The sequence below is a fragment of the Sphingobacterium sp. SRCM116780 genome (assembly GCF_021442025.1).
In the GTDB taxonomy this organism is placed as follows: Bacteria; Bacteroidota; Bacteroidia; order Sphingobacteriales; family Sphingobacteriaceae; genus Sphingobacterium.
Genome location: NZ_CP090446.1, coordinates 1,534,166 through 1,557,172, shown reverse-complemented (window position 1 = coordinate 1,557,172; position 23,007 = coordinate 1,534,166). Strand labels below are relative to the sequence as shown.

General features: G+C 39.7%; 14 protein-coding genes. 4 read left to right on the top strand and 10 right to left on the bottom strand.

All coding sequences use genetic code 11. The annotated features are described in order from the left end of the window. The first annotated feature begins 162 nt into the window (after positions 1-162). From LZQ00_RS06880 to LZQ00_RS06870, 3 genes are all read left to right on the top strand, one after another. On the top strand, positions 163-1,056 hold the full coding sequence (locus LZQ00_RS06880; RefSeq protein ID WP_234513761.1) for a pirin family protein: 894 nt from the start codon (positions 163-165) through the stop codon (positions 1,054-1,056). 224 nt (positions 1,057-1,280) lie between these two features. Beyond that, positions 1,281-2,132, top strand: coding sequence for a TraB/GumN family protein (locus LZQ00_RS06875; RefSeq protein ID WP_234513758.1), 852 nt, complete (start codon positions 1,281-1,283; stop codon positions 2,130-2,132). Between the two features lie 2 nt (positions 2,133-2,134). Then, complete coding sequence (locus tag LZQ00_RS06870) at positions 2,135-2,551, top strand: DUF1801 domain-containing protein (RefSeq protein ID WP_234513755.1); 417 nt, start codon at positions 2,135-2,137, stop codon at positions 2,549-2,551. A gap of 95 nt (positions 2,552-2,646) precedes the next feature. Here the strand turns inward: LZQ00_RS06870 and LZQ00_RS06865 are convergent, their stop codons facing one another. The 4 genes from LZQ00_RS06865 to LZQ00_RS06850 form a co-directional block, all read right to left on the bottom strand. After that, positions 2,647-3,138 (bottom strand): DUF6714 family protein, encoded by a 492-nt coding sequence (locus tag LZQ00_RS06865; RefSeq protein WP_234513752.1) that lies wholly within the window; start codon positions 3,136-3,138, stop codon positions 2,647-2,649. Between the two features lie 9 nt (positions 3,139-3,147). Beyond that, positions 3,148-4,308, bottom strand: coding sequence for a hypothetical protein (locus LZQ00_RS06860; RefSeq protein WP_234513750.1), 1,161 nt, complete (start codon positions 4,306-4,308; stop codon positions 3,148-3,150). Positions 4,309-4,582: 274 nt separating this feature from the next. After that, positions 4,583-5,260 (bottom strand): SMI1/KNR4 family protein, encoded by a 678-nt coding sequence (locus tag LZQ00_RS06855; protein WP_234513747.1) that lies wholly within the window; start codon positions 5,258-5,260, stop codon positions 4,583-4,585. Positions 5,261-5,379: 119 nt separating this feature from the next. After that, the gene (locus LZQ00_RS06850) at positions 5,380-7,149 is read right to left on the bottom strand and encodes a VanW family protein (RefSeq protein ID WP_234513744.1); all 1,770 of its coding nucleotides are present in this window, start codon (positions 7,147-7,149) and stop codon (positions 5,380-5,382) included. 858 nt (positions 7,150-8,007) lie between these two features. Between LZQ00_RS06850 and LZQ00_RS06845 the strand changes: the two genes are divergently transcribed. Further along, positions 8,008-9,939: a glycoside hydrolase family 97 protein gene (locus LZQ00_RS06845; protein ID WP_234513741.1), complete on the top strand. Its 1,932-nt coding sequence runs from the start codon at positions 8,008-8,010 to the stop codon at positions 9,937-9,939. 301 nt (positions 9,940-10,240) lie between these two features. Here the strand turns inward: LZQ00_RS06845 and LZQ00_RS06840 are convergent, their stop codons facing one another. From LZQ00_RS06840 to LZQ00_RS06815, 6 genes are all read right to left on the bottom strand, one after another. After that, positions 10,241-12,442, bottom strand: a complete 2,202-nt coding sequence (locus LZQ00_RS06840; RefSeq protein ID WP_234513729.1) for an alpha-galactosidase — start codon at positions 12,440-12,442, stop codon at positions 10,241-10,243. A 1-nt stretch (position 12,443) separates the two neighbouring features. Continuing rightward, positions 12,444-15,803 (bottom strand): DUF5107 domain-containing protein, encoded by a 3,360-nt coding sequence (locus LZQ00_RS06835; RefSeq protein ID WP_234513726.1) that lies wholly within the window; start codon positions 15,801-15,803, stop codon positions 12,444-12,446. 5 nt (positions 15,804-15,808) lie between these two features. Further along, the gene (locus tag LZQ00_RS06830) at positions 15,809-17,155 is read right to left on the bottom strand and encodes a sugar porter family MFS transporter (protein WP_234513724.1); all 1,347 of its coding nucleotides are present in this window, start codon (positions 17,153-17,155) and stop codon (positions 15,809-15,811) included. Positions 17,156-17,246: 91 nt separating this feature from the next. Continuing rightward, the gene (locus LZQ00_RS06825; RefSeq protein ID WP_234513721.1) at positions 17,247-18,278 is read right to left on the bottom strand and encodes an aldose epimerase family protein; all 1,032 of its coding nucleotides are present in this window, start codon (positions 18,276-18,278) and stop codon (positions 17,247-17,249) included. 6 nt (positions 18,279-18,284) lie between these two features. Next, the gene (locus LZQ00_RS06820) at positions 18,285-19,835 is read right to left on the bottom strand and encodes a RagB/SusD family nutrient uptake outer membrane protein (protein WP_234513718.1); all 1,551 of its coding nucleotides are present in this window, start codon (positions 19,833-19,835) and stop codon (positions 18,285-18,287) included. A gap of 10 nt (positions 19,836-19,845) precedes the next feature. Beyond that, positions 19,846-22,902 (bottom strand): SusC/RagA family TonB-linked outer membrane protein, encoded by a 3,057-nt coding sequence (locus LZQ00_RS06815; RefSeq protein WP_234513716.1) that lies wholly within the window; start codon positions 22,900-22,902, stop codon positions 19,846-19,848. Positions 22,903-23,007 lie beyond the last annotated feature (105 nt).

The following is a 23,007-nucleotide window of genomic DNA, read 5'->3' as shown; positions in this document are numbered from 1 at the left end:
GTAATTAAAAGAAATCGAATGGATGGAAAACTTTATTAAACTAGATCAATATTTAGAATAAAATAAGCGATTACCTTTCATATAACAAACAATATGGGATACAGTTATAAAACCAAAATGTATAAAAACTGTTCCATATATTAACAATCAAAACACTAGAACATGTCAAACATTGGTATCATTATAGAAGAGCGTGCTGCAGATATCGGCAATTTTATGGTTGGTAGACTTTTACCATTTCGTCAGAAAAGAATGGTAGGTCCTTTCATATTTATAGATCATATGGGTCCTGCCGCATTGAATGAATACCAAAACCTAGATGTAGGACCGCATCCTCATATTGGATTATCAACGTTAACGTATTTGTTTGATGGCGCTATTATGCATCTCGATAGTTTGGGTACGGAGATGGAAATAAAACCAGGAGCAGTCAATTGGATGACTGCTGGTAAGGGCGTGACTCATTCTGAAAGAACTCCAGAATACTTAAGGCATACCGATAAGTTTTTGCATGGTTTACAAATTTGGGTGGCACTACCCAAAGAATTAGAAGAATGTGAACCATCATTTGAACATACCAATGCAGAAGATTTACCTCATTGGGAAGATGAACAAGGTGTCAGTTATACATTAATAGCAGGAGAAGCATTTCGAAAAAAATCACCCGTATCCGTATATAGTAAAATGTATTTTATCGAAATTAAATCTAAAAATAAAGCTAAAGTGCATATTGGGAAAGATCTATATGGTGAATCAGGTCTTTATATTTTAGATGGTAGCATCATCGATAATGGAACAACATTCGAACCTAAACAGTTGCTCGTAGCTAAAGACGCACAATTGTGTGAATTTGAAATTGAAGAAAACTCCAAGATATATATTTTTGGAGGTGAACCTTTCCCTGAGGAACGTTATATCCTTTGGAATTTTGTTAGTTCATCTAAAGAAAGACTAGAGCAGGCAAAACAAGACTGGATAGATAATAAATTTCCTTCAGTTCCTAATGAAACTGGTGCCATTGCGCTTCCAGAATTTTATCTAAATAAAAAAATATAAAGCAAAAATAAGCTAGTGAAATCAAGTAATAACAAGTTCCTACCCTATACGTAAACTTGCTGTCACAAATAATGATGGAGACTAGAGTAATCATCTAATGTTTATTTTATAAAAAAGCACGATATTTAGGAATAGATATCGTGCTTTTTTATACATTATTTTTAAGTTTTTCTGTAACAGAAAGAATATTCCGAATACTAATTTCATACAATAACTCATAAAATATGAAAAAAATATGTTTGATGGCTTTCTTAGCCTTTATCGTAGCCACACTTTCACTGCATGCGCAGGATAATACTGTTTTATGGAAAATTTCAGGAAACGGTTTAGAAAAAGATTCTTATTTATTAGGGACAATACATATCATGTGTGCAGAAGATTATGAATTAAAAGAGAAAATAAAAAAGGTAATTCAAGAAGTAGACGCGGTTACATTAGAAGTAAACTTAGATTCTGAAGAAAACAAAGCTATGCTTCCTGAAATGATGAAACCCGATCCAAATTTTTTAACTGGATTAACAGCTTCTGAAATTACACAAATTGATAGCACTTTAAACACAAAACATTTATCCATTAAAATGCTAGACATGATGTCACCCGCCGTATTTGTTTCCTTGCTTAGTCTACAATCCATGAACTGTACTGATCCAAGAAACATCAAAACGATGGAAACAGACATCCAGGCAATAGCGGCGAGTTCAAACAAAAAAGTCGATGAATTAGAAACATTGAAGTTTCAAATGGATATGCTGACGAAAATGTTAAAAGCTCCTGATTTATTGACTTATATAAAAAAAATCGATGAAATGCCCGCGATTTCAAAGAAAATGGTGGTTGCTTATAAAGCTGAAAATTTAAAAGAATTAGAAACCATTATCTATGAAAGCAGTTACATGTCAAAAGAAGAACAAGCAGATTTTCTTACGAAACGGAATGAAAATTGGATGACTCAAATTCCTTCGAAAATCAAGGACTCTTCTCATTTAATTGCCGTAGGTGCTGGTCATCTTATTGGTGAGAAGGGGCTTATCAAATTGTTAAAAGATAAAGGTTATACACTTACTCCTATTTTGTAATTATGGTCAAAAATAAGACCATCGCAACAGAGGAATCTGTTTTACAGTATATAGAACAGGTACCAGAAGAACAAAAGAGAATTGATAGTCACAAACTCATTGCATTAATGGAACAAGTAACTGGTGAGCCAGCGAAAATGTGGGGTCCTAGTATCATTGGTTTTGGGCAATACCATTATCAATATGAGAGTGGTCATGAAGGTGATGCAGCTTTAATTGGATTTTCTCCCCGCAAGGCGGCCATCTCCTTATATGTTTATGCTTGTCAAGACGATCAAAAAGCTTATTTGGAATCATTGGGGAAATTTACAATGGGGAAAGCTTGTATTTACATCAAAAAACTAGCTGATGTTAATGAAGATGTACTCATTAAAATCATGGAAAGTACCATTCGGTTCCTAAAAACCAAATACGATTAAAAGTAAAAAGGCGAAAGATAAATCTTTCGCCTTTTTCATGTCAATTATTGAACATGCAAAAGTGATAAATACATACTGTGTATTTATTTCGCTATTTAAAGTAATTTTTCTTTAACAATAGATAAGCATTTTTTACACTCTTCTTCAGCATTGGTGTCGTTGTTTTTTAGATGGATAGTTAATTTATAGTTTAAAAAGTCAATAATAACCCCTATTTGTTCTGGATTCAGTATCCTAAAATCATCAAAATTATGGGCATATGTTAGCGCAAAATAAATAGGATTGTCTGTATCTGGTTTTTCTAATTCCTGTAATAAAAAACAAGGTAAAATAAAGCGTTTTCCTTTAGCATCCATAAATGTCCAACAAGAAGAATTGAAACGCTTGTGAATCTCATCACTTAAAAAAATAGGTAATAATTTTTGCCAATCAACTCGTTCATCCTTTGCCTTCCAAGTAATATACTCGATATCGGTTGGCTGTAAATAATCATCTATGCAATCAGCTTCGTACATGCCAATACCATCTTCTAAATGCACATTAACAAAAGCTTGATTTATTTTGTTAATCAGTTGGATTTTGGTCATTTTTAATGTTTATTGATCGTTTAATACTTTATTTATAAACAGCAATTGGTTTTCGGGTACAGATTTAGCAGTTGCAGGTAATGGAAATACAATTGCTCGCACTTGATCTTCTTCATTTTCTAAAGAAATCAACGCTACATCTTTGCCGTTGGTAAATTTCATTTGCCCATCTATGGTGACAATAAAAAAAACGTTTTGATCATCCAATACCATTTTATTACGATCTCCATCTAGGTTGATGAAATAATCCTGTTGCTCATTAGGTTTTATCATTTTTAATGTGCCATTGTTGTATTGTGTTATTAATGATGTTAAATCTTCCCGTTTAAAAATTATTCTACGTTCATCAACTACAGCTCTGTAAGGTTGAGTATGTTTTCCCAATTGGTTAGCATAGAAAATATTATTTGAATGAGATAAATTAAAGCCAATGGTTTGTTTACCAGTATTTTTAATGGAAAATTTTAAAAAATATGCTACTGGCACTTTTTCTGATTGATATAGCATTTTATCAATATAAACCTCTACAAACTGTCTTCTTGCTATAAGATGTTGATTTGTTTCAAGTTCATATAATTTTTTCTTTTCGTTCCATATTACGGTAGCTCCAAGTTGATAGAGCTGGTTTTTGTGACTAGTTACCCAACCGTCAGTTTCACCGCTTGATACATAATTTGGATAGGCAAAAGGACGTTCGTAACTATCCAAGTTTTCTGAACTCCAGCTGTTCAATTTTTGTAGTAACTTGTTTATCTCTTGTTTTTTGGATTTGATCCGTATCATTTGGTTGGGTAACCATAATTTATTTTGTACGATCAATTTACCTAATTTCCCAGATTTATCCTTGATATAGCTCCCGAAGAATTGGATGTTGTATAGACTATCACTTTCTCTTTGGGTTATTTTAAAACTATTATTATATACCTTTTTGTTGCTCGTTTCTGGCTTGTTATCCCACCAAAGATCTTTTATGTTAAAAAATATTTCATTTGTCTCGGGTACAAATAAGTAGGTTCCTTTTGCTACGACATAATAATAATTACTGCCATTATACCATTCCTTCATTTCAAATTTATTATTATCAAAAAAGGAATAGGTTCTACTTTGCACCTTGGGATTAGAATAGACCAGTTGCCATACCTCGCCTGACAGGTCAGCTGTTATATCCATAGTTTGTGCATGGTTTGTTGTATTTACAAAAAGCAAAAACAGCAAAGTGAATATTTTATAAGTTGGTTTCATTTTATTTTTCTTCAATAACAGTGATAACTGTATACAATATTGATGATTTCTTCATTATAACCAACTTTTTTTCTTGTGTCTTACTTATCTATATAAAATTAATCCCAGACGCAACTATGAAATCGTACCACAATAAGTTGACAATTTTGCTTACGTCGCTATAATCATCTTATTTCATACTGAATTTCTTTTCATTGTTGATTTAATATCCAAATTCTTCAAAGTTTGCTTTTTCCATTTTTGTCCAACTTGTCCAATATGATTTACCTGTCGAACCCGCACCTTTAGGATCAATTGTGTAAAAGTCTGGTATTACTTCAAAGCGTTTTCTCGTCTTAGTTTCAGTTAAAAAATGTATCAAACATTCTAACATTTTATCAAATGATGAGAATATAATTTCGCTTAAACCATCCAAGTCACCATCGTATTCATGATCATAAACTCTAATAGGAAAATCTTTCTTGTCATTTGTGTTTCTTGTGTCAAATACTAATGGCCCTGCGTCATTCCCTTCGTTTGCAAATGGAATGAGTCCAAGTGGAATAATCTGTTCTGGGATGTACCAGTCAAGATTATCGATTAAGCTCTCCAACGGTTTTGTTGGCAAAGAATGTGGAAGTCTTATTATTGAACAGTCACAGTCTGCGAAAAAATAACGCTTATGCCATTCTATAAAGTTGTCTGGAAATGTTGCTTTAAATTTTGTTTCTATTTTTTTATAATCATCAGCAGTCAAAGTTCCTGGAATAAGTTTCCATTTATACCAACCGTCTTTGTCAATTGTCGATTGCATCATTTCTTTTGGAACGTTGTTGGTATAAATAGATTTCATTTCTGTCATCCAATATGCTTTGAAAAATTGTTCGATTTTGTCAGTCATTGTTATCGTCTTTTAAGATTGGAGTTAACATTTTTGGACTTGGTGAAGTACGGGACTTTTAGCACTATATCTCAATCGAAGCATCAATGTTCAAAACCTGTCATGAGAGGTAGAAAACCTCAAATTTCACCAAGCCCTTGCTCCAGATTTGAGCTTTTGTCAATTAATTGTTTTACTGTTTGTTTTAAAGTTTCATAGTCCCCAATTGAAATTATCGTCAAGTTGTCTGTTGGTGATAGTCCGCAAGCAGTTGTTGTAATCACGGGAATATCTGCCGCAAGTGCTCTTAATAAAAGTCTTGGCTGATGCTCAACATAAGTTGGATAAACAACCACACGAATATTGTCAAATGGATTATTACCAGCAAACTCTGTTGTTACTCCATCCCAAAAGTTATTGTCTTCTATTACTTTTCCTGTTAGGACAATACAAAGATTTAATTCTTTAGCAAGTCGTTTCATTTCGTAAGCACCTTTACGTCCCAATGCAGATGCAGGAAAAAGTATTTTGTCTCCTGATGTTTGTTTTCTCGTAACAATCGGTAAAATCCAATCTAATTTTATTGATTTATTGTTAAAGGTATCCGCAATTTCTTGATGTGGAGTTATGATATGTCGTGCTTTTGTTAAAGCAATATTTTCTAAACCAATCAACGCTTGTGAAGCTCTGAAATCATTTAAAGTTTTGCTTTCTGGAAATTGTTTGTGTGCTATGTCTAATCGTTGATGTAGTTTTTCCATTGGCAAGCGGCTCATCAAAACATCAAATGTCCGTCCACCCAAAACACCTTGCTCCCAAAGAAACGGCAACAAGTTTTGGGAGATTACAAGATGTGTGCTTTCAATCGGAATAAGATTTGTTGCTACCTTTGCCACTTTTTTGTCCAATCGAAGTATTAAAGCAAAAATATTGCGTTGCATTTTAGCAGCAATACGCAATTGCAATGCTCTTTGCATGGCAGCAAATGAAATTGCTTTTACATTCTTTACATTTTTAACTGTCCAATCGTAACGATTTGTTTTGATGAATTTGTTTTTGAAAAGCGGAACGATGAAAAAGTCTTTATCGGTTGATATTTTTTCTATGTAGTTTTCATACTCACTCCATTTGTCATCAAGGATGAAAGTTGTAATCGCCTTTTCTTGTTTAATGGAAGTTCTGTCGGGATGTTTGAAACATTCAAAGCTACCGCACGAATAGCAGTCGTTGAGTTTTGATGCTTGAAGTAAAATATTTGTGTTCGAAACAACATGAGAACTATTTTTTTCGATGCTACGAAACTTTACGATTAGTTTGTCGGTGGTTAGGTCAATTTCAATTCTGAAAGAATGATTTGATTTAAAACGCAAATCAAGATAATTCCACTTTACTGTTGCATCTCTGTCTTGTTCGGCTAATGAACCTTTAATTACTTTTGTGTGTCGGTGTCGTTCAATGATTTCAAAATTTGCTTTCAAAGCAGCATCATACAAAGCATTTGAAAGTTGGCAAAGTCCGCCTGCAATTGTCGGTACTATACAACCTTCTCTAATTTCTCTACCGAGTACATAACCTTGTCCAATGTTTGGGTTTCCTAAATGTTTCCAAAAACTGAAAGGTTTGTTTGCATCAATTTCAACTCCGTTAAGTCGTTTTGTCGCTAAACGCAGATTTTGAACTTTACCTGCAGTCAAAATCCAATTCTGTTCGTTGTCGTTAATATTCCAAAGGTTGCTTTCAGAAACAGAAATAATGGGTTGTGATTTTAGTTGTTGTTGATCTGTGAACTTTTTAGTGTCTGCAAAAGTGTTTTGAAGTTGTCGTCTAACGATTAATAAAAATGACTTTAACTGAAACTTGGTCTCACTTATTAGATTGTGTTTTTCAGTTAATGTCTTTAATGTCTTCATTTTGTTTTATGTACAAATTTTCAAGATCGAACGGTCGTCATAACCTGAGTGCTAACTCATAAATATGAGCAACTTGTTCGTGTATAGACAGTTATTTTAATATATGTTATACATGGCTAAATGCACTCCTTAAAAATACAATTAATAATCAAATTAGATCAATCCTTTTACAATTCGTTGGGTTTCATTTATAATTCGCTAAAAATTAATATTTTAGAGGTGTTTTCTCATACTCCTCTGGTTTAAGTGTTCCAAAGGAAGTGTCCTGTTATCCTGGCTGTTCAAGACGACATCATAATCTTTCAGGATAGCCTCAAAATCTTCAGTTTTATAATCGATCTGTTCCTGAATCTGCTTATCGCTTAATCCAGAGGCTTCAACCACCTCATTCCAGGAGAGCTCAAATTCACTACTATCTATCGCATCCGGCCGATATAAAAAGAGCTTTTTTTTTGTAAATGAAATTTGAAGTGAATGTTGGCTTCCCGGGTCCTTCAGCTTTGGTCAATAGAGATTATGTATCTTTTTTATAATGATGCCTTTGCAATCGAGCTGAAAATTCATAAGGAATGAGGAGGCGGATTATTCTGTAAGGTAATTATTGAAGAACAAGACCACAAGACAGGCTATTGCGATTATAATCCATCAATGTTGCTATTTTGTCCATTTTTCTGCCGACGATTCTTCTTTACATTGCCAATTATTAATGCATTTTTTTTGCAATTTTCTTTCGGGCATTAGATGGGCATTATCAAGGTTGCGTTTTTAGGTATGGTATAAATAAATTTAATAGCATCCGATTCGTTCTAAGATCATGCATTAGATTCTCCCAGAGAATAAAAATAATGATAACCAAATATGAAAAAACAAATTACTTTTTGCTTTCTAAGCTTTATGCTGATTGAAGCATACTGTTTAACTGTGAGCTGTTTTGCTCAAGAAAAGGCGCTTTACCTGCAATCTGAAGATCATTTAAACAAAATTACGCTAAGCTTAAGCCAGAATGGAGCATTATCGTATAGTGTAAGCCGAAGGGACAGGACTATAATTAAAAATTCACCTTTGGGCCTGGTTTGCGATGATCAAGACTTCACATCGGGCTTGTCGGTTAATGAAATTTCACCTGTAGAAAAGAAGCGGGAAAAGTATGAATTAAAGGTTGCGAACAATAAAAATATCGACCATGTTTTCCAGCGTAAGAGTATAACTTTTACAAATCCGACAGGCGCGAAACTAATACTGGACCTTGCGGCGGGAAAAGAGGGTGTGGCCTTTCGTTATCGGTTCCAAGACTCTGACAAACGCATAAGGTTGATCAACGATGAAATTACCGGTTTTCACATGGATAAGGATGTCAAAGGATGGCTTCAGCCCTATAACAAGGCAGGACAATACGAACCTGGATATGAGGATTTCTACCTGAATGTAAATTCAGGGGATCCCATGACAGGTGCCCGAAATCCTTCGGTTGGGTGGTGTATGCCTGCACTTTTCAATGTAAACAATAAGCAAAGCTGGGTACTGATAGCAGAATCAGGAACTGATGGGTCCTATCCGGGCTGTCATCTAAAACCAGAAGTAAAAGACGGTATGTACAAAATTGCATTCGCACAAGGGGATGAAAAATTCACCTTGCCTTTAAAAGATAAGCAATTTGCCTACCCCGAGTCAACTCTTCCCTGGACCATGCCCTGGCGTACGATTATAATCGGGGATCAGGCTGGAGACATATTGCTGTCTACTATGATTACTGATCTGGCCCCTGCCTCAAAGATTGAAGACACTTCATGGATAGAAGCGGGTAAAGCGGCCTGGTCCTGGTGGTCACACCCTGATGATCACTCGCCTGAAATTTACAAAGAATTTTCCGAGCTCTCGGCATCTCTTGGCTTTAAATACACACTCTTTGATGCCGGCTGGGAAAAAGCCAACAAAGAAGGAAAAATTGTTGATCACGCTTTATCTTTAGGGGTAAAGCCACTGATTTGGGGTTATTCTTCGGAATATTTTGATGCTGAAAAAAGAAAAAAAAGATTTAAAGAACTGGCTCAAATGGGCATTAAAGGTGTTAAAATTGATTTCTGGTGCTCGGACCGGCAGGAAGTAATGGCGGCACTTCAGTCTGTTTTTGAGGATGCGGCAAAAGAGCATTTATTGGTTAACCTTCATGGCACGACAGTTCCGAGAGGCTGGCACAGAACCTGGCCAAATTTTATGACAGCTGAAGCAATTTTGGGCACAGAAAGTTATTTTTATGAGCCAAGATTTCCCGAACTGGCTGCCCAACAGAACACGGTCTTGCCTTTTACCAGAAACGTAGCCGGACCAGCCGATTACACGCCTTTTGCGCTGACCGTTAGAAAGTTCCCAAGGGTGAACACTGCGGCCCATGAACTTGCGACCGCTATGACCTATACATCAGGCATCATCCATTTTGCAGATTCCAAGGAGGTTTTTGATTCACTTCCTATTGAGGTTAAGAATTTATTTAAACAGATGCCTTCAACCTGGGACAAGACCGCCTATATCGTAGCAGATCCGGGAAAAGTAATTATACTCTCACGCGAAAAAGATTCACTTCATTATATTGTTGGTATTAACGGCTCAGATAAACAGCTACCTGTTCAACTTGATCTAAAAAAATGGGGAAGAGGGTTTTCCAAATTTAGGATCATATCTGAAGGAAAGGATAAACTGATGGAATTTAATGTACAGACTTTTCCCCTTAATTCCCGATGGGTTTACCAGCTGGCCCCAAAAGGCGGCTTTGTCATTCAATTCATTAAATAATCAAGGCTAAAACCAGGCGTATTCTAGGTTTAATTAAATGCGCCTGGGCTTGCTTACAGAGATTTGGTGCTCATCTTTGCAAGTTTCCATGCCAATTTCATTATTCGTGAGTATTCCATTTAATGTACACTGGAAAAGATGATACTACGACCTTGCAGCGGTAGTGGATAGACCGTTTAATCAAAAGCAAACTTATCAAGAGATCATACAAAATCTTAACAGTCCAATTGCTCCTGCGTGGTATCAAAACTTTTGCGACGCAGGAGTAATTGAATGATCAAATATTAGCCATTCCGATTGTTTAATTAACTTTTTGTATTTCTACGATCACACTCGTCCTGATAGAAGTTACATCGGGATTAAAGCCCACTTTCATCAAAAAATCACCTGAATAGAGTTTGTCTTTCGGCAAAGTGGTTTTCGTACCCGGATAAAGATTTATTTCGGTCAAGCGGTACTTTGAGTCTGGCTCCAATCCGTTCAATATTATGGGGTGATGGCTTTTTTCACCATATCTGCTATTCACCAAGTAATTAAAGACAACGCCACGGGCAGCATTTCTGGATAAGTATAGCATAGAGGCTACACTTCCATCCAAAGGGTTTGCCAGTCTATATTGGTCGCCTTGATAGATCATATCTTTGATTTTATTATATTCCTGAACAGACTGCTTTGCAAAGGAAAGATCTTTTTCATTAAGCCCACTGACAACGATATCGAAGCCCAGTTTTCCCATCATAGCTACATCTGTACGAAATTTTAATGGCTGCTTGCCCCAGTCTGTAACATGGTTTGAACTTGCGATAGCCGGATAAAAATATGAATATTCCCATTGCATAAAAATCCGCTCTAAGGGGTCAGTGTTATCACTCGGCCAGTATTCGGTAAAATACTGAAGCGCCGCATAATCTACCCTTCCTCCGCCACCAGAGCAGAGCATCATCGGAACGGTAGGATATTTTTTCCTGATTTTAGCCAGTACTTTGTATAAGCCTTCTACATAGTCTACATAAAAATAAGACTGATCTTTAAGCGTCTGGGAAAAGGCGTTATAGATAACGGCGTTACAGTCCCACTTTATATAGGCAAGTCCTGGATTTTTAATGAAGAGGGAATCTACTACATTAAAAACAAATTCCTGCACTTTGGGATTTGTCAAATCAAGCACCAGCTGGTTGCGGAAATAATATTCCTCGCGCATTGGTTGCTTGACTACCCAGTCGGGATGTTTTTCATAAAGAACACTTTTTGGGTTCACCATTTCCGGCTCTATCCAGATTCCAAATTTCACCTGGTTTTCCTTTGCATTTCTGACCAGGGAGGAAATCCCGTTGGGTAGCTTCTGTTTGTTTTCTTCCCAGTCCCCTAGCCCAGCAATATCTCCGTTTCGGGGGTATTTATTTGCAAACCAGCCATCGTCTAGTAGGAAAAGGTCTACCCCAAGGGCTTTAGTATCCTTTAAAAGCATGGAGAGCTTTTGCTCATTGAAATCAAAATAAGTCGATTCCCAGTTATTGAGCAGGGTTAACCTATCTCCTTTCCCGTCCAAAAGCTTATAATTGCGTGCCCAATCATGAAGATTGCGGCTTGCCGTTCCCTTTCCCGTAGTGGACAGGGTAAACAAAAATTTGGGGGTCACCAGTTCGCTACCAGCTTCAAGCGTATATGCAGAAGCGTAGTTATTGATTCCCGAGATTATTCGCAGGTTATCCTGGTTATCGAGTTCCAGGTCTGTTCTGAAGTTTCCACTCCACTCTAGCGCGGCAAATAATACAGTACCTTGATCTTCTGTGGCGGGCTTATCTAGCGAGACCATAAATACCGGGGGCTGAAACAAATCTGCCCTAGTACCGAGTTTGGAATCTAGTGTTTTGATTCCATGGGTTAGCCTGGCTTCCTCGGATTTCATTTCTTTTGCCCAGTCACCATGATACTGGTTAAGAAAGAAAGCATCACCCTGAAAGTACAGATTGGCCGAAGCGTATTTCTGAAGAATTACTTTTCCCTTTTCCTTGTTGCGTATTGTGCTCCATTGTTCAATAACATCATGAATGTGGTAAATTTTATAATGAAGGATTACCTCCAGGTCATACTGTGGGTCTTTAAGCACAATTTCCAATGAGGAGACATTATCTGTTTTCTCAACGATATGCTTCACATACCTGAGATCAAGAGAGGGGTTTCCATCAGCATGAGTTAGGCTTATAGCAGGTTCAAACAGGTTTCTGGATCCCGATGGGGTATAAGCGGAAGAAAGCAGGCCGGTATAATCGGTTTCCAGCTTGGACATATGCTGAACCTCAGCGTATTCTTTTTCATTACGGAGTTTTTTGCCATTGTAAATAATCCTCAACACCTTATCGGTCCCTACCTCTAAAGCAACTGCATTATTTTTAGTTTCTATCGGGATAATTGTCTGCGCAGAAAGCAGGCCTGCAAAAATCACCTTACAAAACAGTATCAGGCAGAGCAGTGATGGACTATTAAAAAACTTAAATTTCATATTATTGGGTTATCCTTGTGTTTAAAATCTGTCTGGATTGATTGAGTGCAAGCTTTAAATGGGTAATTGCGCCGGAATGTGCCGCATCCTGACTGAGTACCTCCTCAAAGGTTTTGATTGCAAGCTGAGTATTTCCGCTGCCCAGATGGCCCAGACCGGATATAAATCTGCAATGAATCTGGTTCCTGCGTGTAAGGTCATCTTCAAAAATAAGCATGTCAGGTAATGAAACCGCAAAATAATCTATTTTTACAGCATCATCGTAGTGTTCTTTTCCGTAACTAATCAGCCCATTGAAGATTTCTTTTGCCTGATCGGCTTTCCCCAACTGATTCCAGGCAAGTCCCTGATAAAAAATCTTATCAGGTTGCTGGTCATTGTAAAACATGGCCGCAGACGGCTCGGAAGTTCCGAGCGTTGCAAGGGAAAAATTTCCTTCCGCTGCATCCTTATCACCGGTCGCTGCATAAGCGCAGGCAAGCCAGTAGAATATGTCATTTTCACGTGTTCCAAAAAGTTTTCCCTCCCCTAGGCTGTGTGGATATTGCTGTGCTTCTTTTAATAATGTGATCGCCTGCTGGAAGTTATTTTCAATGATGGCAATTTTAGCGAGCTCAAGCTTACCCATCACATATTGGTTGGAAACTTTTCCTTCTCCCCCTTCCCATGGATGAAACTTTCTTGACAAAAGCATGTTAAGCGCTTCCTCGTGGTTACCCATAATATTCAGCAGGGTCACCATTTCCAGATAAAGATCATCGCGTTCCATCACGCTTGTCATATTGGCCTGTAAAAACCTGAGCCTAAAAGCATTGTCCCAGTTGAGGCGTTTATACAACTGGTGTAGTTCCATGCAAATTCTGTCATCGGCCGGATCTAAGTTGAGCGCGGTTTCAAAATATTTCAACGCCATTTGAGAATTGCTACGTTTATTAAAATATGCAATGCCTAGGTTGCGATAAACTGTCGCAAACTCACCGTTCCGTGCAAGCGATAATTCCCAGTTTTCAATCGCCATATCATACTGCCTTTTATCATAATAAAGATTACCCAGGTAGTAAGGTGCAAGGGCATCTTCAGTATTGATTTTTATAGCGGCTTCAAGGACAAGGATTTCTTCCAATCTGTTGGGAAAACATAGATAGGGACTTTCCTCAGAAGCTTTTCTAAACCACTCCAGTGCTGTAGCATCTTCTCCTTTTTTATGAAAGAAGTACCCAATGAAGTAACAGGACATTGGCCCTGAACTACCAGGCTGGATAAAAAGTGATAGAAGTTGTATTGCATCAGTATATAATCCTGCCCAGAAATAATCTATCGCATATTCGATGATGTTGTGGATATCGCCTCTTGATAAATCAAAAAGTTCCTGTTTGAAATAATTATAGCCAGCTGAATCCTCAGCATCTTTGCTGCTGCACATCTGCTCATAAACTATTCCTAAGTTAAATTTATCTTTTTGTCTGGCCAGTTTACAGATGTTATTGGCCTGATCGGACAAAGAAAGCCTGCGCATCACTGTAGCCAATAGAACGTATGCCTTGCTATTGGCCCCGTTATTTTCTATAGCGCGTTCCAGATGTTCCAGAGCGAGTGTGTAATTTTCATTACAAATGTCGATACGGCCGATTGAAAAATATGCGGTATCCTTCCAGGCTTTTCCCCAGGAAGATTTATAAAAGGCATCATAGGCTTCCTTTTCCCTTCCGAGAAATTTTAGGCACAGACCAAGGTTATAATATGGCTCACTGTCATAAGGATTGGGGTTTCTCTTTACAGAAGTATTTATAGCTGTTCTAAAAAAGCCTTCACTCAAGCCGAACTGTCCCCGTCTTAGGTACCAAAGCCCCATGGCATTGTTTGTCCTGATATCCGAGGGTTCCCGGCGAAGGGCCTCCTGATAATAAGGAACTGGGCTAAAGGTTGCGTGACGATACTGTTCTAAATGTTGCCCAGTGAGGAAGAGCTCTTCGATACTGTTTATTTCTTGGGGAGATAGGGCTGGTTTTGCAGACTCGGGGAGCTTATTTTCCCTTCCCGTTTCCGGATCAAAACGGAGCAGTTCCCTGCCTGCTGCATTTTTAATGATTATAAGAATACCTTTAATACCCTGTGAAAGAGCTGTTTTGATAATTTTGAGATAAACTTGTTCCACAGAAACAGTTGCCTCTTCTTTAAAAATTTCCTCCCCATTTTGATAGACCTCGATACCAAGCGATTTCTGGACTGAAGTAACCTGGATTTTCAGTTCCATGCCTTCAACAACGGGCTGGATGGCAAGCAGAATATCCTTACTTGCATTTTGGATCATTCCAAGTTCTCGGTAAGGCAGGAAATACTGTTTAAAGGATTTCTCCTCATTTGGCATGAGCCAGGTAAAATCCGGCTGGTTATCGGTGAACATTCCGGTCATCAGCTCGATGTAAGGCCCGTCCTGGTCTGTCAGATTGCGGTCCCAGGCGATCCCAAAATCGCCATTCCCCCAGGTCCATTGTTTTTTTCCAGGCGATACATGATGGTTGGCAACATGGAGCATACCTGCCATGGTATCGTGCTCGTATCCGCCTACAAAATCGTAATCTGAATTTATCGCCATATAGGAAGTGGGTACAGGAATATTTTTGTACATCGAAATATCTGTACCGGGCGCATAGTCAACTTTATAATAGGTTCCTGTTGCGATAGGAAATGAAGAAACATCACGTTTTCCATGATCGAAAACAGCATTTACATCTGGTGGGAAAACCGATTGGTAGTAGTCATTTACTTTTACGGCAGGGTTTGCCCACCATAGAAAGGTCTGTGGAAGTTCTGACCTGTTGAGGAGTTTGGCGCTGATTTCGATATATGCCTTGTCAGGGTAGAGCGTGAAGCCAGCCATCCCCTTGGTATGGAACATTTTCTCAATCTCGTTTACCCATATTGTTTTACTTCCGTCTGCATTTTCCTCAATGGCATAGTCTACCGGATCAAAGGTACTTGGGCGGTGGTGCTGTGGCCAGTTAAATTCAATCCCGCCCGAAATCCAGGGGCCAGTCAATCCTACCAAAGCAGGTTTAATGACCTGATTATAATAAACAAAATGACGATTTTTTATTTTGTCAAAAGCCATCTGAATTCTGCCCCCAAGTTCAGGAAGCACCATCATTTTGATGTAGTCATTTTCCAGAAAAAGACCAATATAAGTTCTGTCCTCTTTTTCATCGTGAATTTTTTCAACCACAGCATGAGGATAAACCACTCCGCTGCTTCCCTGATATACCCTGTTCTCTAAAAACATGGGGTTTTTATTTCGTTTTCCTATGCTGTATGTCGGGATGGTTACCATTTCCATCCACAGCTTTACACCCTTGTTATCCATAATGATTAATGTCTTATTAAATTTTCTTCCAATTCTTCAAGTGTCTGTCCTTTGGTTTCTTTAACGCGGAATTTTATAAATAAAAATCCCAGCAGGCATATTGCCCCGTATAAATAAAACGGACCAAAAGTTCCAAGCTGCTTGGCCAGAACCGGAAAGGTAAACACAAGAATAAAATAGGCACCCCATAAAGAAATTATGGCCACTGATGAGGCTGTCCCTCGGATCTGGTTGGGGAATATCTCCGATATCAGTACCCATGTCACCGGGGCAAGCGAAATTGCATAAAGGCCGATGGCCAGTAAAACAAAAACGGAAACCATTCCTGCAGGGTAATGATTCTGTAGCAGAAAGGCCAGCACAATATAAACAACCGAAAGTCCGAGCGATCCTATAAGCATTAGTGGTTTTCGGCCAAGCCGGTCTACCTGCCACATGGCCAGAAGCGTAAAAAAGAGATTGACTACTCCGATCGACACGGTTTCAAAAAGCTGCCTGTTCAGATCGGCCCCTACAGATTCAAAAATTGTGGAGGTATAGTTGAACACCACATTGATGCCGCAGAACTGCTGAAAGACCGCTAAGATGATTCCTACAATTACCGCTGGTCTTACTGACTTCTCAAAAACTGCCTTCAATGAGGGTTTTTGTCCCTTAACGAGTGTTTTGCTAATGCTTTTTACAGTGGTTTCTACAAAATTTGCCGAACCGATTTTTGCAAGAACCTCCCGTGCTTTTTTGCTTTGGCCATCCTTCATTAACCATCTTGGGCTTTCCGGGAGCCAAAGTACTCCTATCAAAAAGATTACTGAAGGTACAACGCCGAGTCCGAACATCCAGCGCCACGCATCCGGGCCACTATCGGCAAGAAAATAATTTACCAGATTAGTGACCAAAATACCAATCACAACGGTAAGCTGGTTGATTGCTACGTTTCTGCCCCTAACCTTTGCTGGCGAAATCTCGGCAATATACATCGGGCACAGCATCGACGCCATGCCTACACCGATTCCCGCAATAAAACGGAGCGCGACGAATTGAGTCAGGCTGCTACAAAAAGCAATGGCGAGCGAAGAAAGTGCAAAGATTATCGCTGCAGCCATCAGACCCGGTCTTCGTCCTAGACGGTCTGCAATCCTGCCAGCGATCACGCAGCCCAAGATACAACCCAAGGCCAAGGATCCGGTTAAAAATCCCTCCCACCATGCATCAAGCTGAAAATTGATCCTTAAAAAAGGCAAGGCACCTGAAATGACGGCAAAGTCAAACCCAAAAAGATACCCGCCTAGTGCAGAAATAAAGGATATACCAATAATATAAAGGTGATTAAAGCTTTCTTTTTCTTCTTTCATTTTCTTATTTGATTTTCTTATTTGATCAGAACACCCCTTGGGACGTATAGTTAAATTAGCTTATTTTTTTAAAAAATTTACGTCAATATTTTTAATATGACCGGAGTCCAAACTTCAATTTTATGAAATGATTGTACGGTCTTTCAGCGCTAAATATGGCAGATGGAAAACTGGGCTGATTCGGGCTATCGGGAAAATACTGACATTCCAGACACAGGCCATCGAAAGCTTTGTAGGATTTTCCGCCATGCCCGACAAAACGGCTTTGCAGAAACTCCCCGGTGTAAAGGAGCATGCCTGGATAATCAGTATATACCTCCATTGTTCTGCCGGATTGTTCTTCTTCCAATCTTGCAACGGGTTGATCTTGAGGCAAGGCATCAAGCAGAAAAAAAGTATTCAGGCCAATAATTCCCTGGCTTTTATCCCCTGGTTTATCTCTTATGAAAGCGTCATTGAAGAGCATCTGCTTATCGCTTAAAATCTTGCCACTTGGAAGATGCGCTTTATTTAATTCAAGGTAAGCGGAGGAAGCGACCTTTAGCCGATGATCCATTATAGAATTATGCTCGCCGCCTAAATTAAAGTAGGCATGATTGGTTATACTTATCGGAAGCGCCTGATCTGTTCTAAGCTGATAAGCAATCATTAGTTCCTGTTCATCGTTCCAACTGTATCGGACGCTTAATTCACGGTTTCCTGGGAAGCCATCTTCCCCATCTTGTAAAGAAAGGCTAAAAGTAACAGCGGCATCATCCGTCGAAAAATCAAAAACGGCAGCATGCATACCCAGGTTTCCAGAATGATTTAAATGCCCCCCGTCGTTTTTTTCAAAAACGTACTTTTTCCCATGGAGCTCGAAGGCTCCATTAGCAATCCTATTGGCAAAGGGGCCTATGGTTACCCCGATATAGCAGGTGTCCTGGAGATATGCTTCCAGATTTGAGAAGCCCAGAACAACATTTCCGGGCTTCCCATTCTTATCGGGGACTACAACAGAGACTATCCCTGCCCCATAGCTGCTAAGCTCCACGTAAGCGCCGCCTTTGTTCTCTAGCCTGATGAGGTAAACTGGTTTTCCCGATTTATTGCCCCATAGCCTTTTAATAACGCCATTTACCATGTGTAGTTATTGATTCAGGTAGCCCTGGTTTTGATCGGTTTCTTTGATATCGTCGTTCTGTTTAATTTCCTGCAAAGGAATCGGGTAGCGGTTATGAAAAGCCTGGATAGATCCAGTTTCCCTTGCCCACCGGTTTCTCAGTTTTACTAGGTCGACCAGTTTTCCGGTTCTGATTAGGTCCATTCTTCTCCAGCCCTCAAAACAAAGTTCGCGCATGCGTTCATCCAGAATATTATCTCGGAACTGCTGCTGGCTCATGCCGGCATTCCATTTCTTATCTGCGGGCAGGTTTCCGTTCCAGGCCCTTGTCCGAACCGTTGTATTGACCAAATCTACTGCCTGTGCGGTAGCTCCGGTCTCGTTAAGGGTTTCAGCATAACATAAAAGAATATCGGCATAACGCAGGTAAAAAATGTTTTTACCCGACAGCCAGAAACTCAAGGTGCCCTGAGTACGGATATCCTCAAATTTTTTCACATGCGGATCAAGTTCATCGCCGCCGAATGCCGGGTTGAGTACAGGGACCTTACCGTTGTAAGTGAAATCATAACGAATACTTTCCGCTTTGCGCAGGTCACCATCTTCCCAGATGCCGCCTTCACTTGTTTTGCCATAGCAATATTTCGTTGGGACCATTAAGTCATATCCACCAAAGTAAGCGTACTGATCGATGTCGGCAAGCGATCGGGAGCCCATCTGCCATTGGGTCTGGTTGTTATCGGGATAAACATTATTAAACTGGAATTCAAAAATTGATTCGCTTGTATTTGGTTTTGTCGGATTCCATAGATCACTATAGTTTGCGACCAAACTGTATGTACCGGCATCTATCAACTTTTTAAAGGTATCCTTTGCCTTGGCGTAATCACGCTGACCTGATGCCAATGGTGCATATAGATATACTTTTCCCAAAAGGGCAAGCGCCGCGCCGCTCGTCGCCCTGCGTTTATCGGTTTGAGTGACTGGCAGATATTTTACGGCATTTTCCAGATCTGCAATTATACTGGTGTAAACCAGTTCTAAGGATTGTCTTCTGGTGCCATATTCTGCAAATTTTGCCTGATCGATCAAAGGGATTTCGCCCCAGTACTGACTCATTTCAAAGTTTAGTGCTGCCCTGATAAAACTCGCATCCCCAAGAATTTTGTTTTTACGCTGGATATCAGAATCCTGGCTCAGTCCTAAAGCGTAAATTACTTTAGCTGCCGCTGAAATTACAGGCCAGCGGCTGTTCCACTGCTCGGCAAGGGCTGTGTTACTCGCAGTCAGGAATGCACTGTAACGGTCAAGGCTTGCCTGACGTTCATCGGTCCTTACCTGATAGGCACCCTGTTGCGCCTCATCGCTACCCAGGGTAAATATAAAGCCTCCACGGTCTTTTTTGGTATTTCTCCAACTGGTATACAGACCCAAAACCAATGGCTCGATGTTATCGAGACTTTTGAAAACCTGTTCTTCGCTCAGCGCTGTCTGAGGATCTTCTGTTATAAATTTTTTGCACGAAGGGCTGATCAATATCAAAGCCGACATGAACAGGAGCATATAATGTTTTTTCATTTTCTTATCGTTAAAATCCAACGTTTAATCCAAATACAATCATCTTAGAGGTCGGATAACTGTCCCCGCCTTCAGGATCATATCCCTTGTAATTGGTTATGGTAAACAGGTTGCTTCCTGTCATATACAACCTGAAACTAGTCATTTTTGCCTTTGTCAATATAGCCTGGTTGAAATTATAACCCAGGGTTAAAGCGGTCATACGTAAAAATGAAGTACTCTGTACCGAGTAATCCGTTTCTCCTACACCATAGCGGCTACCGCCCACATAAGCGCGGGGAATATTGGTTCCAGTATTCTGAGGGGTCCATCGGTTGAGCTGATCGGTATGTCCTGCATATTCCCCGGTGCCGTTCATGAGTCCATCATATAGGGAGTTTATACCCTTGCCCCCGTAATTATAGTTGAATACAGCGTTCAATGAGAATCCTTTATAGGCAAGGTTGCTGGAAAAACCCCCATAAAATTTGGGATCCGTCTTACCAACGACGATCCTGTCCTGGTCATCGATTTTGTTGTCGCCATTTACATCCACAGGAATGATGTCCCCCGGTTTAATGGTATGGCCACCAAAATTGATATTTTTGATCCTGTCTATATCTTCTGCCTGAGCAATTTTATCAAACTTATAAGTATAGATCGAGTTAAGCGATTCGTTTAAGAACAGATTGCCCGTACGCTGGATTTCTACCCCAGTGAACCCCCCATAGTTGTATATTGCATCCACGCTACCATAAAGCTTGGTAATTTTATTCTTGTAGCTTGAGATATTAAGCCCCAGGGACCACTGAAAATCTTCCTTTTCGATAATTTTTGCCATAATATTCAGCTCTGCTCCCTTATTTAGCAGGGAGCCCACGTTGGCAATCGTATTTCTAAAGCCGGTTGTGGTCGAAAGGGTTCTTTCCATCAGCAGGTCATCATTGTGTATGACAAAATAGTCTGCGTTAATGGTCAGCCTGTTTTTTAATAGGCCGACATCGATGCCAATATTAAGCTGTTTCTGTTTTTCCCAGACCAGATCCGCATTTCCCAAACGGCCATCTGATATATAACTTACCGAACCATTAGAGAATACCGGCCTGTAAAGCGAGCTATAAGCGAAATTCGGAATATTCTGATTGCCAGCAATTCCATAGCCTGCTCGGAGTTTCAGCATATCTAGGTTAACATTTTTGAAAAAATCTTCTTTGGAAATGTCCCAGGCGAGGGCAAGTGAAGGAAAAAGGCCCCATTTTTTGCCATTACCGAATTTTGAAGAGCCATCATACCTTGCCGTTAAAGTTGCAAAGTATTTTCCGCCATAATTATAATTGCCTCTGGCAACATAACTTATCAATGAATTGGTTACAAAATCCGAAGCAAGCTGCGTCCTATCCTTCAGGTAAGCACCACCGAGATATTTGTAAGAGAAATCATCTGTAGCAAAACCAAATGCATCAACCTGGTTGTAGTTATAGTTGTTTTGGGTAAGGCCGAAACTTGCCAGACCTGAAAAATTGTGCTTGCCGATTGCTTTATCGTATGAAACTGAATTGTCCCACTGCCAGTTCAACCAGTTTTCCTTTTTCTGTGTTGCACTGCCCGACGTGGCGTTTCTGATCGACTGTCCGAGGGTTTTGGGAATGTAGTTTAAGTAATCCTGGTTTCTCACATCCAGGGAGATACCGCTTCTCACGGTAAGCCCGGGTATCGGGTTCACTGCAAGATAATTCGTGGTGAGCAAACGGTTCAGGTTACCCTTTCCATCAATATCTAGGCTTCGTATCGGATTATAAAGATCCGTGCTCTGAATACCCTTCCAGCTCAGATAAGGAATATCGGCATTGATGGGCAGTAATGGATTCGCATTGGCTGCGATATTGAAAACTCCACCATCAATATAGGATTCATTTGTTCTTGAGAAATTGGTGTTTGTCCCAATTTTCAACCATGGCTTTATTTTCTGTTCCAGGTTTACCTGTCCCCCATACCTTTTGTAATTTGAGGTTTTCAATAATCCTTTCTGATCGGTATAATTGAAACTGACATAAGCAGAACCATTTTCTCCGCCCTTTGAAAAGGTAGCGGTATGATTCTGCTGAACGCCGCGCTGGGTAATTTCTTCCAACCAGTTATATGAATCTCCGGAACGATAAACGGCAAGCTCATCCTGGCTAAAAATAGGCGAACTGGTGCCAAGTAGCGTATTAATGTAGCTCTGGCGGTTTGCTGTAGGATTATCATCCATATATTTATTAGCATATGCATCTATCCGTAAGTCCGCGATTTGCTGCGCATTTAGATAGGATACATTTTTAGTGAATGACTGTATGCCCACCCAGGCATTATAGCTGATGGCCCCATCTGGATTTTTGCCTTTTTTGGTAGTCACCAAAATAACACCATTAGCACCTCTGGAACCATAAATAGCTGTCGCCGATGCGTCCTTTAGAACATCAATACTCGCAATATCATCTGGATTGACAGAATTGAATGCTCCATCATCGATCACCAGGCCATCTACAACATAAATGGGACTTGCCCCGAAACGAATGGAGTTATTTCCCCTGACCTTGATGCTGCCACTGCTTCCAGGACGAGGGTTTGTGTTCTGTACGAGCACTCCGCTAATGCGGCCCTGGATAGCTTGGTTAATGTTTGTTGCCGGAAGTTCGCGGATTGTTTTCTCATCAATACCTGCCACCGCACCGGTTAGGTCACTTTTCCTTACTGAAACACCTACAACGGTGACTTCCTGTAAATCCTTATACGAACTGCTCAGTACCACATTCATATTTTCTGCCCCGGGCAGTTCTTTTGTCAGGTAACCAATGGAAGATATGACCAGAATTGTGCGAGGTGGAGCGGATAGTGAAAATCTGCCGTCTTTATCCGTTGAGACGCCTGAAGATCCATCTTTAACTTTTACAGATACACCCGGAAGAGGTAATCCGTTCTGCTGGTCGGTTACTCTCCCGGAGAGATTGACCGTGGTCTGGGCTCGGAGTACCAGGGTACTGAACAAGCTCAACAAGGCCGTCAGCATTAGCATACCCAGTTTTTTTTTGGTTAGGTTTAGAATCATGTTAGAATAATTGATTAGAATATCTTTTTTGTGCAGGAGCTTTCCTGAGTTCTTCAGTTCAACCTGATACTGCTCATAATAAAGTTAAAGTTACAAGTGAACCTG